Source organism: uncultured Kriegella sp. (assembly GCF_963975415.1).
Classification (GTDB): domain Bacteria; phylum Bacteroidota; class Bacteroidia; order Flavobacteriales; family Flavobacteriaceae; genus Kriegella.
Genome location: NZ_CAXBGN010000015.1, coordinates 61,679 through 75,210, shown reverse-complemented (window position 1 = coordinate 75,210; position 13,532 = coordinate 61,679). Strand labels below are relative to the sequence as shown.

At 39.3% G+C, this 13,532-nt stretch carries 6 protein-coding genes; 2 read left to right on the top strand and 4 right to left on the bottom strand.

The genetic code is table 11. The features are described from left to right. Positions 1 to 111 precede the first annotated feature (111 nt). From AACZ88_RS21930 to AACZ88_RS21920, 3 genes are all read right to left on the bottom strand, one after another. Positions 112 to 1,626 carry a RagB/SusD family nutrient uptake outer membrane protein gene (locus AACZ88_RS21930; RefSeq protein ID WP_339715275.1) on the bottom strand — a complete coding sequence of 505 codons (1,515 nt, stop codon included), beginning with the start codon at positions 1,624 to 1,626 and terminating at the stop codon, positions 112 to 114. Positions 1,627 to 1,644: 18 nt separating this feature from the next. After that, on the bottom strand, positions 1,645 to 5,046 hold the full coding sequence (locus tag AACZ88_RS21925; RefSeq protein WP_339715272.1) for a TonB-dependent receptor: 3,402 nt from the start codon (positions 5,044 to 5,046) through the stop codon (positions 1,645 to 1,647). 125 nt (positions 5,047 to 5,171) lie between these two features. Further along, on the bottom strand, positions 5,172 to 6,335 hold the full coding sequence (locus tag AACZ88_RS21920; protein WP_339715269.1) for a FecR domain-containing protein: 1,164 nt from the start codon (positions 6,333 to 6,335) through the stop codon (positions 5,172 to 5,174). A 408-nt stretch (positions 6,336 to 6,743) separates the two neighbouring features. Here AACZ88_RS21920 and AACZ88_RS21915 point away from each other — a divergent pair, with 408 nt between their 5' ends. Together AACZ88_RS21915 and AACZ88_RS21910 are read left to right on the top strand one after the other, a co-directional pair. Further along, a complete protein-coding gene (locus AACZ88_RS21915) occupies positions 6,744 to 7,313 on the top strand; it encodes an RNA polymerase sigma-70 factor (protein WP_339715266.1) in 570 nt (189 codons plus the stop codon). Positions 7,314 to 7,826: 513 nt separating this feature from the next. Beyond that, the gene (locus AACZ88_RS21910) at positions 7,827 to 10,274 is read left to right on the top strand and encodes a TonB-dependent receptor plug domain-containing protein (protein WP_339715263.1); all 2,448 of its coding nucleotides are present in this window, start codon (positions 7,827 to 7,829) and stop codon (positions 10,272 to 10,274) included. Positions 10,275 to 10,455: 181 nt separating this feature from the next. On the opposite strand, the gene dnaE is transcribed toward AACZ88_RS21910, so the two are convergent. Then, complete coding sequence (dnaE, locus tag AACZ88_RS21905; protein WP_339715261.1) at positions 10,456 to 13,464, bottom strand: DNA polymerase III subunit alpha; 3,009 nt, start codon at positions 13,462 to 13,464, stop codon at positions 10,456 to 10,458. Positions 13,465 to 13,532 lie beyond the last annotated feature (68 nt).

Below are 13,532 nucleotides of genomic sequence, written 5' to 3'. Positions count from 1 at the left end.
ACACGCTCTCCTATTCATTTATAAATCGCCTTACCATCCCTAAAAAACCAAGTATTTTATGCGTCATTTGCAAATTACTAATTTTCAAGGATACTATTTTTGGCTCAAGTGCTAATATCCTTCATTTTGACTTAATTCTGGATTTACCACCCGCTCCCTATTCGGTATGGGAAACAAAATTTCATGTGTATCAAAAATATAATCCCCCGCCGAAAAGCCTACCGACCCTCGTGGCGTCGTTTGGTTAGCTTTTTCCAACGCTCCGTGGGCATTTAAAAGTGCGACAAGCTCCGTAGTACTCAAGGTTCTTCTCAAGTCAAACCAACGGTGATTTTCAAAGGCCAATTCGATCCTTCTTTCATGAAGTAAGGCGGTTCTGAATTCATCTTGGGAAAGGCCTGCAAGAGGGTCTAGGCCTGCTCTCTGCCTAACTTGATTAAGATAACCATAAGCCTCGGTGTTTGGTCCTGACTGCTCATTAATCGCCTCGGCAAGCATCAATAACACATCGGCATATCTGTATATTGGCCAGTTACTATCAGGGCGGCCCTGAATGGCATGTTCATAATGGTACTTTTCAACAAAAGGAATTGCAACGAACTCACCGGTATTTTTATCGATGTACCCTTCACTTATCGATATGGCCTTGCGCAGATCACCATCTTCATAAGCCCCAATGATATCCAAAGTAGGAATATTCCATCCCCCTCCGCTTATGCCATCAAAACCAGTAACCTCACCATTGGTGAACTTTGGATAAAATTCATAGATGAATCCACTCTGTTCGCCAAGGTCATTTCCTCCTTGAAATTGTACTTCAAAAATAGATTCATCATGGTTTTTGTTAGTGGGGTCAAAAACATCGGCATAATCATCCAATATACTGTAACCCAAAGCTGCAACTTGATCAAGTGCCGCCTTGGCTGCCCCAAAATCTTTTCTTGTCAACCATAATTTACCTGAAAGAGTAAGTGCCGCCCCTTTAGTCAACCGTCCTGCATCCGAAGCAGTGACGGCATCGGGATGGGGTAAGGACGCTATCGCTATGGCGAGATCACTTTCAATTTGAGCATACACTGCCGAAATTGGAGAACGCTCTAACTCAAATGCCGCTGAAGGATCGGTTAAAGGTTCGGTCATCAGCACCACATCACCGAAATACTGCGTTAATAGAAAATAATAATATGCTCTAAAAAATCGCAATTCTCCATCAAACTGGGCTTTTGCATCGGCATCTATGTCCGCTCCCTCGAGTTTCGACAAGGTCAGATTAATATTTCCCATGGCATTATAGGTGTTCCTATAAAGGTCATACATTCGGCCTGTACCTGAATTGTATTGCCAGTATTCAAAAGACTCTATATTGGGTGCATTTCCCCTATTCCCTTCATCAAAATGAACGGTGGTATTGTCAGTGATCATCTCACTGTAAAGCCACTGGTTACCTGTGATACCCTGCAGTTGTCCATAAACACCCATCACTGCCTGATGCACTTGCACTTCGGTAGCATAAAAACTTCCTTCCCCCAATTGATTAGGGTTAGGTTTATCTAAAAAATCATCGCTACACGAAAACATGGAAAAAACCATCGATAAACTTATAACTATCTTGATTAAATTTTTCATTCCTTAGTTTTTTAAATATTAAAATTTCAATGTTGCCCCAAGAGAAACCGTTCGCGCTAGAGGATAAGGCGTTTCATCAACACCAGGCCTTAACCCACTACGATCATTGGGTTGAGGATTGCCATATTCATAACCCGAAAAGAGGTGAAGGTTATCTCCATTAACATAAAATCTGGCTCCGTCAAGAAAGAAGTTTTCATTTAGCGGAACTGTATATCCTATGGATAAACTTCTCAACCATAGATGGCTTGCATCAGAAATATAATAACTATTCCCTTCACGTTCCCATTTCCAAAAGTTGGAAGTAGGGCCATCGCCAGACATGGTGGTATACCTAAACCTATCCGCAGCTTTCGTTTCTACATTGAAAACCCCGTCTACATTCATAGTAGTATGCTCTATTTCTGTAAAAACCTCATAGTTTTGCGCTCCGGTGAATACAATATTAAAATCAAAGGCTTTATAATCTAACCCCAAATTGAACGAATACACAAATTCTGGATGTGGGTTTCCGATTTCTACATAATCTTGAAAATCATACGTAATTTCACCATCTCCATTGGCATCCCAGAACTTAAAAGAGCCTGGCACGGCACCATCTTGAATAGGTGAGGCGTCAATTTCTGCTTGAGACTGAAACACTCCAAGCTGCCTAAACCCATGTAACATAGCAATGGGTCTGCCTACTTGTGATACATGATGCGCCCCATATATACCGCCTGTTCTGATTTCGTCATTATCGCCATCTATTTCAAGCACTTTGTTTTTATTGAACGAAATATTGAAATTGCTACGGAACTTTAGGTCTTCGGTGATATTGGTTTTATAGTTCAACCCTAATTCAACACCTGTATTCTCTACTTTACCAATATTTGTAAAGGTGGTCTCAAACCCAGTTATAACTGGTATATTCACAGGCAAAAGCATGTCTGTCGTAGTTTTTTTATAATATTCCGCCACGAAGCTAAACCGATTGTTGAACATTGTTAAATCGATACCATAATCAAATTGTTCCGATTTCTCCCAACCCAGGTTCGGGTTCGATAGTGAGTTTAGTATCTTGCCTGCCTGAAAACTTCCCCCGGTAATATAATTATTTGTTCCGAGGGTAGATAAACTAGGATAATTACCGATATCATTGTTTCCTGTGGCGCCAAAACTTGCACGTAACTTTAAATCATTCAGCCATGATACATCTTGTAAAAGGGCCTCTTCAGAGATTCTCCAACCTGCTGAAACGGCTGGAAAATTACCCCATCTATTATTCGATCCGAATCTAGAACTTCCTTCCCTGCGGTATGTGGCAGACACTAAATATTTATTTTTATAAGCATAGTTGAGCTGGGTAAAATAAGCCAAAAGACTCCAACTAGATTCTTCAGATTCCGCTGACAAAGATTCTGCTTGTTGCAGAAATCGAATATCATCATCAGGAAATTTCGTTCCATCCCCATTAATTGACCTCATCGTAGACTCTTGTGAAGTATACCCCAATAAGGCGGTAATGCTATGAACATCGTTCAATACCTTTGCGTAGGAAAGTAATTGATCTGCCGACCAATTGAAGGTTTCTATATATTCCTCGGATAGATCAGCATCGTTCGGCGCCGGCTGATTCCATGAAAAGCCCGAAAGAGTTGATGGCGTAAACTGATTATATCTTGAATTGACCAAACTAGCATTAAGCGTTGATTTGAATGTAAAGTCTTTCAAAAATTTGAACTCTGCGTAACTGTTGGCCAGTAACCTACTTGTGTTCAAAGTGGTTTTTTGTTCATGTAATATTTGTACGGGGTTGGCACTGTTAAAAATCAAATCACCCGGCGTATCCTTGTCGCCCAAATACGCATTAAAACTTCCATCTTCATTATAAACCGGTTCCCTAGGGTCTACCCATAATGCGAGTCCGACGGGTGTATGTCTGGTTCCCGCCCCTATAATTCGTTCATTCGTTTTAGACCCAGACAGATTCAACCCAATGGTGATTTTATCGGTAATCTTGTTATCTACTTTTGCCCTAACATTGAAGCGTTCAAAATTTGTTTTGATAACAACCCCGTCTTGATTCATATAACCCAAGGTAATTAGCGATGTTGTCTTTTCGTTACCAGAAGCAATGGAGAGGTCATACTTCTTAAATAAAGGAGCATTCGCTAATATTTCATCCATCCAATCTGTGGAAATGGTGTTATTCTCGGGATTACGAATGCCTATAGGAATTTCACTTTCAGCGGGTTCCGATCCATTGGCGGCAATATATCTATCAATCCAACTTGATTTCTGAAATTCCCCAAATTCAACGGCATTCATCATATCAAGCCTGCGCGAATCTGGAACATTCTGAAAGCCTGTAGTCACATCCAAGGTAACAGCGGTCTTACCTACTTTGCCTTTTCTTGTCGTAACGAGAATTACCCCATTTGAACCTCTGGCCCCATATATCGCGGTTGAAGCTGCATCTTTTAATATGGATATGGATTCTATTTCATTGGGGTTCAAACCATCGGAAGATTCAAGAGGAAATCCATCAACTACCCATAGCGGGTCATTTCCGGCTCCCAATGACCCCAATCCTCTAATGGATATATCAAGGTTCTGGCCAGGACGACCTGAGCTAGACGCTACATTAACACCGGCCGCCTGACCCAATAACATTCTTGAAACATCTGCAGCCGGAACATCCTTTACCTCTTCAATATCAACGACAGAAACTGCGGAAATGATGTCTTTCTTTCTTTTGGTACCATAGCCCACCACCACTACTTCATCAAGAGCATCGGTATTCTCGGCAAGCGTTATTGTAATATTTTGCTGACCTGCGACGGACACCTCTTTAGACATAAAGCCAATAAATGAAATCAGTAAAACGGCATCATTATCTACCTCTAAGGTAAAGTTGCCATCAAAATCGGATTGGGTGCCATTGACCGTACCTTTCTCCACAATGCTGGCGCCCGGCAAGGGAGCCCCATCTTCATCGACAATCATACCACTTATCGAAGATTGTATAAGTTTTGATTGTATTACGGGCCCTACGTCATTTGATTTTATATCGGAAACAACTTTTTTAAGAACAATATATTTATCGTACACCTCGAAGGTTACCCCTCCATTTTGAAAAAGCTTGGCCAATATAATATCGATAGGTTTTTTTTTCATTTTCAACGTTACCTTTCGGTTGAGCTCTAAATCTTGGTTCTTGTAAAAGAACCTAAAATCAGTTTTACCCTCTATCTCTTCAAAGGCCTCTTTGAGCGTGACCTCTTCTAAGTTCAAGCTAATCTTAGTGATTTGGGCATAGCCTTCACTTGCATTTATTTGAAAAAACGAAGTAATTAAAAAGAAGACGGTCATCTTCATTTTCAGATTGAGATGCGAAGTTATTTTTTCAAATACCTTCTTAATGTTGGTCATTTTCATAATTGGGAATGATTTTGTTGGTTATCGACTGTTGTTCTGTCATTTGGTAAATCGAATTGTGTTCTTTCCACTTCTTTTAATTCATTGGCTTTATATGATTTGTATTTATAGGGGTTGATTTCGTTTCAGGGTAAGGAAGGTATTATTACGATACTATCGTTATCTATTTCATAGTCAAATTTGGTATTCCTTTTAAACACATTTAATATTTCGGGCAAAGTTTTCTCTTGAAAAGTTCCGGTATATCGAATATCGTTCAACTCTTGGTGCCTATTAATAATCTTGATGTTATAATTCCGTTCCAAAACTTTTACAATATCCTCGAACCGGTCATTGACAAAAAATAATTTCCCTTCCATCCAAGCGATAAAACGCTGTACATCTACTTCCGCAACTGTAAATTCACCGTTTTGTATTTTAGCCTGCTGGTTAGGGGAAATAACCACGCCGTCAGCATTACTATATTTCTTAGCTGTATCATAAACCCCTACACTTCCTTCGACCAGTACCGTAGAAGTACTATTTTCGTTATCATAACTGGAAACATTGAATTTTGTACCAAGTACACGAACGTTCATTTGTTGGGTATGTACCACAAATGGTTGTGCCTTATTTTCTTCGACATCGAAAAAAGCCTCTCCCTCAAGATAAACATCCCTATTACCAGCTTCGGCAAAAACTTTGGGGTATCTTAATTTTGTCCCTGCATTGAGATGAACGACCGTACCATCTGAAAGCTCAATGACAAAACGTTTCCCATATGGGACCTTCAATTTATTATATGCCAGATCGGTTTCAGTTGAAGAGGATGCAGCGTATTTAAGTGTATTGTATTCTTGCTGTACAACCTTATCTCCCTTATCATTCGTTATAGCGACATTCTCACTTTCGTTAAGTACCTTCAAGCTACCATCTTCCAATTCTAGTACAATCTCAGATTCAGCGGCACTTACCTGAGGCATCGAAACAATTTTTACATTTTCATTCTTGTGCATGAAAATATATAGGCCAAAAGAAGTGGCAATGAATAATAGGACTATGGCAGCATATTTGAAAATAGGATGCGCTCTTTTAGGAGCGCCAACCCCCTTTTCGGAAGTTGCTTTTATAATACGCCGATAAGCAGTTTCTTCATCAATTTTTCGATAGGCAAAATCCAATCTTTGATTGGTCTCGATCATCTCTTTAAAATACTCCCTGTTCTTAGGGTTACCCAGCCATTTTTGAAGAATTTTCAGTTCTTTTTTGGAAATGGTGTTTATAAGGAATTTCAGCACCAAAGTTTTCAATACACGAAAGGTTTGTTTATTATATTTTTAATTATGATGCACCAAAACCGATATACCCTTAAAAAAAATCAACTTTTTTTTATTAATTCACTATTCAGAACTCCGTTTTCTATCATTTTCGCTTTTTTCTATTTCCAGTAGGCAATGAAACAACTTGTTTTCAAAGCAAGCCCAGCGCTTAGATATGAACTCTTTGACCGCCAGTATTCCCTAAAAAAAGAGGGATATTCGAATTGGCCTTATTGAATGACAAATAGCTATTTCATATTTTTTTTGCAATCGAATACGTTACCGCTTAGACCAAGATATTTTCTAAAAAAATTATAGTATGCTTAAACTTATTGTTACTTTTCACTCTTAATTCAGGCGCTAGATTAAAATAGTATCAAATAAAATTGTCGTATAAAAATGGATGATGAGGGTATATGGGCATGTATACAACGAAGCGAAAGTCATGCTCTAAAAATACTTTTTGACCAACATTACCGACCTTTGTGTATTTATGCTTTACAATTTTCCCAATGTCTTCCAGATGCAGAAGATATTGTTCAGGGCGTCTTTATCAAACTATGGGCTAAACGTGAGGAACTTGCCATTAAAACCTCTATAAAGGCTTACTTATACAAGTCTGTATACAATTCCTGTATGCAAAATGTCCGCAGGGATAAAAAGTTAGAGCATTCTTTGATTTTTTTAAAACACAAGGTATTGCAAGACCAAACAACCGAAGATGATTCTATTCTTTTGGAGAAAATAGAAAAAGTCAAGAGTTTGGTCGACAGCTTACCCGACCGATGTAAAGAGATTTTATTACTGAGTAAAAAAGAAGGTTACAAAAATAAAGAAATTGCCGATAAGCTAGGGATTTCGGTAAAAACTGTAGAGTCTCAAATACGAATCGCCTTTAACAAAATTCGCAAAGGATTTGGAAAGAACAATGATGAAATTGTGCTTATAATATGTACTCATGACTTTTAAAACCGTAAAAGCCCATTAAACTTTAATGCTTTTTCAGGGTTGTATTGCAATCATCTTTTTCGTTTTCACTCCCTTTTTTCGACAGGTCTTTGTCAAACCCAAAAACTACAGAAAGAAATTGATTACGGTAATAACAAATTTGTCTTGCTACGCCACAAGTTTACCTACCCTCACATCAAAAAGTTTTAAAACAAGTGAACCAACAGTATGTTTGTCATGTAATTCATACGAAGTAAATTTTTTCATTTTCATATAGTGTTCTCGTAAAAGAGCTTGGTCTTAGTTGATCAGGCTCTTTTTAGTTTTTGGGTTTTTGTTCTTATTGAACAATGAGATAAGGCCTAAATTTCATATGAACCCGGCTCACCTTTTCAATGGGCTAAAAAGCACCCTTCTTCAGCCTGCTTTCGCCCTTTTATCGCCTTCGCAGCTATATTTTGAATCTCAAAAAACACAATCCTCCATTAAATTGGTATTTTCGCTTTAAACCAGTTCATCCAAAATTAAGTGAGTATGACACCATATTTCAAATTCCTTTGGGCTATTATAATAGTATTGTTCATACCAACATTCCTTATCTCTCAAACGCCACAAGCGGCAAGCGCAGGTTCAGACAAATCGGTACCCAACATAGAAAAGGTATACTTACATACCGACCGTTCTTGTTACAACATTGGTGAAAATTTATGGTACAAAGCCTACTTGGCCTATGCGTATGTCAATGCACTCTATGATCACAGTAACATATTATATGTAGAACTCATATCATCAGATTCAAAAATTATAACACGCAACATTACCAGGCTAGACGAAGGTTTAGGGCATGGCGACTTCAAGCTTACTGCCTCTTTGGGGTTCAAAGCAGGTAGATACCAATTAAGGGCATATACGAACTGGATGCGTAATTTTAGTGATGATTTTATCTTTAAAAAAGATATAGAAATCATAGACTTGAGCCAGCCATCGATAGAAACGAACGAAGCAATAAAAAACGGGGTAGAACAAAATAAGTTACCAGTAGGTTCTGATTTGAATTTTAAAGAAATAAGCCTGTCGGTTTTTCCTGAGGGGGGGTCGTTGATCGAGGGCGTTTCGGGTCTGGTGGCTTTTAAGGCGGTTGACGAAAGTGGCAACCCGGTAGCAGTAAGAGGTAAGGTCATGGACTCCAATGATACTATGGTTGCCGTACTACAGAGCCAACACGATGGTATGGGTACGTTTGCACTGCTCCCTATGCAAGGACAAGAATATAAAGTAAAGTTTAGCCCTGAGAACAATCAACAAGAATTTACAGCACTCGTACCCAAAGCCATAAAATATGGGTATACCATTGGTGTGACCCAGCGAGACGGAAAAAAAATAGTAACTATAAAGACTGATAAAGCCACATTTGATAACGACCCCAATGCGCTATTGACCTTGGCGGTTACCGTAAGGGGAATTACATATTTTGAAGGCTCGCAGCCCTTGCAAGGTCCTGTTCATTCTTTTTTATTGCCTGATAATGAATATCCCGAAGGCATTGCAAAATTAACTTTGTACGACAAAAATATGGTGCCGCAGAGCGAACGGTTAACTCATATTGAAAAGGAAAAAAACTTCACCATTGAAATGGCTACGAATAAGACACATTATGAGCCGAAGGAAAAGGTTAAAGTGCGAATGTCTATCAAAACTGATAAGGGTGACCCCATCGCCGCTAGCTTTTCTTTGGCCTCTATAGAAGCGAACGCCTTAGACAATCTTGCAGCAGAAAGCAATATTTGCTCGTATTTTTTAATGGAGTCAGAGATAATGGGGAAAATTTATCGTCCGGGACAATATTTTGATATCACAAACCCAAAACGGTTGCAACAAATAGACCTATTGTTGCTCACTCAAGGATGGCGCGATTTTTTATGGAAAAAAATTCCGGAACCAAAAAAGGGTAAAAATTTTATCGCCGAAAAAGGGATTATCGTATCCGGTATAGTAAAGAGCGCAAAAAACGAAGCCTTAAAAGTAAATTTAATGCTTTCAAACTACGGGAATGTATTTATGGATAACCAAACAGTTAATTCCAACAGTTCTTTTCAATTCAAGAATTTGATGTTCAAAGGAGAATCGACCCTAAATTTAAGTTCTCAAGATAGCAAGGAAAATGGTAAAGGAACACTTCTATTGAATCCCTTATACCAAATGCCAATGGTTGCAGATTACAATGGTAGCGACAGTTTTACATATGCTGAAAATCGCGTCAAAGCTTTCACACAAAATACCCTCAAAAAAAATGCCTTATTCAATATATTGCCCGAAAACATGTTGGATGAAGTGGTCGTAAAAGGAAATAAAAAGGAAGAATTGGCACAATCTGGTTTAGGTTCTGCCGATTTTGTTAAAGTAATTGATGATAAGACTCCGCGGTTCTCTTCCCTAAAACAATTAATACAGTTTACAGTGCCCGGTATATTAATTACAGGCAATTCCGTTAGTTTTAGCAGGTATCGAGGTAGCGCACACATACTTCTCGACGGTAACGAAATGGATGGTGAAAGTTTAGATGGTATAAGTACTGACGATGTAGATCGAATTGAAACCATCACCTCTGCAGGAGCCGCAGTGTACGGACAAAAAGGGGCGAATGGCGTTATTCTAATCTATACCAAAACCGGTCTTGGCGGAAAAAAAATCATAAAGGCATCGAATACCGTTAGCGAAAAAATTGAAGGATACTATAACGCAAGGGTTTTCTATGCTCCAAAATATGATAGTACAGAAAAAGTTGATGAATATGACCCTAATATCCCTGACATTCGAAATACGTTATTTTGGGAACCCTATTTTCACCCAAATGGAGATGGGGTTGCAGAGAGATCGTATTATAATAGTGCGGCAAGCCATGATGTCAATGTAGTACTGCAGGGAATAACAGAAAAAGGGATTCCAATTATAGTACGGAGCAAATACGAAGTAAGCCGATAGTCATAGTAAAACTTTGCTTTGGTCATTACGTAACTCCTCACCCAGTAAACAAAAAGCAGTGTTCTCGATCCTCTTTCATATATCGCTAAAGGATGAAAATGCCCAATTATATTTATATCTTGAAAAGCCGAAAATCTAGATTTATCATTGAATATTGTTAAGATCGAATTTGAATGTTCATTCACATGTAATTATCCTTTTTCTGGAATACTTTCACACTCGTTTTCATCTCGGCATACCGGGGATCCTGAATATAATCTTGTTTCTCCATTTTTATGACTTCGATACTCAAAAAACCGAATTCGCTTACGACTTTCCCGTAAAAGCGATAAACACCCCTTCCCCTAAAATAATACTGTGCTGCCACAGGTGGAAAAAGCACCGTATCGAATACCCCACCCTGTTGATCTACCAAAGTGGCAAAGTGCATTTGCTTTCCCGAATGGGTTTTGGTATTTTTTACCGTCACCAGATAGCCATAAATATCGATGTGCCGATTTAGATATCGTTTCAAATCTTTACTTCCCGATTTATTTTTAGGAGGCTTGGCCAAGAGTTCAAACGGACTGCACAGACAAAAACCCAAGAGTTCCCACTGGGTAAAGGCCATTTCAAGATCGGTCGTATGCAGGGTTGGGATCTCAAAATCTTGGTGTTTGGGAGGGAATAATTTCGGGTGGTCTATCTTTACGCTTTTATTCAATAAAAAGTGAGCTTTCCATAACAACTCATGTTTGTTTATCCCCGTAAACCGGAAAGCATCTATCCGTATTAAAATACTTAGTTGTTCTATGGATATAATGATGCGATCTAAAAAATCTTCCAAAGAACCAAACACGCCATCATGCAAACGCTCTTTTAGAATACGTTCCATCACACGACTTTCCAAATCGCGTAAATACGTAAGCCCTAAATACAATTGTTTACCATAAATACGGTTGACAGCCAAACTTTTATTGATACAGGGTGCATGCACGGTAGCGCCCAACATACGGGCTTCGTGTACATAAAACTCGGAACTATAAAATCCACCACCATTATTAAGCACCGCCACCATATATTCCAATGGATAATACGCCCTTAAAAACAAGCTTTGGTAACTTTCAACGGCATAAGATGCCGAATGCCCCTTAGCAAAGGCATAACCGGCAAAACTGGCAATCTGTTCCCATACTTCGAAAATAATGCGGTCGTCTTCCCCTTTTTTTCGACAGTTTTGAATAAACTTCTCCTTTACCTCTTGAAACTCATCACGTGAACGGAACTTACCACTCATACCCCTACGCAAGACATCGGCTTCACTCAAGGTAAGGTCGGCAAAATGGTGGGCAACCTTGATGACATCTTCTTGATATACCATTACCCCATAAGTATCGGGCATAATATCTAGCATTACGGGATGGGCTTTTTCCTCCGCCCTGCCTTTGTTTCTATGGCGCAAAATATATTCGCGCATCATACCGCTTTTAGCAACGCCAGGTCTGATGATAGAACTTGCCGCCACAAGTCCCAGGTAATTATCGACCTCCAACTTTTTTAGCAGCATGCGCATGGCGGGCGACTCTACATAAAAACAGCCCATACATTGTGCGGTTTTTATAAGATTGTTGATTTTAGGATCTTTTTTAAATACACCGATATTGTGAATATCGACTTTTGCAAATTCATCGGGACGGTCACGCTCCAATATTTCCATCGTTTCCTTAATCTTGGCCAGGCCACGTTGCGCCAAAATATCAAATTTGTACAGGCCTACATCTTCGGCAATGACCATATCAAACTGTACAGTCGCAAAACCTTTGGGCGGCAGATGAGTGGCTGAAAACCAATGCAAAGGTTTCTCGCTGATGAGAATACCTCCGGCATGTATACTCAAATAATTGGGCATACCTTTGATCAAACGGCCATATTTTATAACCAGGCGCGAAACGTCATCGAGATCTTCGTACTTACACCTTCCTTCCGATAGAAAGTCTATTTCGCTTTTAGGCAGGCCAAACACCTTTCCTAATTCTCGAACAACACCCTTTTCCTTAAACGTAACGTAGGTACCCAATAATGCAACATTCGGAAACCTATTAAATATGTATTGGGTCATTTCCTCACGGTCTTTCCAAGAAAAATCGATGTCAAAATCAGGTGGATTGGCCCTATACAGATTAATAAACCGCTCAAAGTACAAATCGAGTTCCATGGGGTCTACGTCGGTAATCCGCAATAAATAAGCGACAACACTATTGGCCCCGCTACCGCGACCTACATAGAAAAATTTTTGCTCCCTGGCATAAGAGACAATATCCCAATTGATAAGAAAATAAGAGACAAAACCCATGGTTTTGATAAGTTCCAATTCTTTCCCCAAGCGTTCCAGAACGGCATCGCCCCCATCAGGGTATCGGTAGGGCAACCCTTCTTGGCACAACTGTTCCAACATGTTTTCATCTTCTTCCTTTGTTGCATTATACGTATTAAGATTCTGTGACTCTCGTCCAACAGAAAAGTCAAATTGAATACTACAAGAGTTTAATAACCGCTCCGTATTCTCCAAAATAAAAGCGTACTCCGAAAAGGCCATCGCCAAGTTTTGAACAGGAAACATTTTTTCCTCTTCATCAGCCTCCTCGGTCTTACAAAGTTTACTCAACAAGGTATTGTTTTCGATTGCACGTAACAGTCGATGGGCATTGAAATCACGTTTATCGCGAAACGTAACCGGCTGCTGCACTACCAATTTGTCTTTTAATGTCAATAATCTGGAAAAAGGCAGACGCCTCAAATCAGCAATTGAAACCCCTATAAACTCATGCTCGGCAAAGGTTTTTTTATCGATTAACACTACCTTTTCAAAAGGGTAAACAACATACGCCTCTTTAAAAAATGGGGCTATAAAAGGCAGCTCTTTTTGTTGATGGAGGTGTTCAGACAAAAAGTCATTTAATTCTTGATATCCTTCGTTGTTTTTGGCAATGCCCACATAGCACTGATCGACGCCATTTCTAAAATCGACACCGAGTATAGGTTTTATAGCATATTCGGGAGCCTTGCGAACAAAATTAAGTGCGGCCGAAGTATTGTTGATATCGGTCAACACCAATTGGGTCACCTGATTGCTCTCTGCCAATTGTAGCAGCTCCACTTCCGAAAAAGTGCCGTAGCGCAAACTGTAATATGTATGACAATTAAGATACAAATGGTTGCTATTTGATTTTGTTCACAAATGGTTGTGAGTCGAATACCAAGGTTCAAAAACCAACAACT

Excerpts from the sequence above, each read along its gene's own strand:
- AACZ88_RS21930 (WP_339715275.1), bottom strand. The coding sequence starts at position 1,626 with ATGAAAAATTTAATCAAGATAGTTATAAGTTTATCGATGGTTTTTTCC.
- AACZ88_RS21925 (WP_339715272.1), bottom strand. The coding sequence starts at position 5,046 with ATGAAAATGACCAACATTAAGAAGGTATTTGAAAAAATAACTTCGCAT.
- AACZ88_RS21915 (WP_339715266.1), top strand. The coding sequence starts at position 6,744 with ATGGATGATGAGGGTATATGGGCATGTATACAACGAAGCGAAAGTCAT.
- AACZ88_RS21910 (WP_339715263.1), top strand. The coding sequence starts at position 7,827 with ATGACACCATATTTCAAATTCCTTTGGGCTATTATAATAGTATTGTTC.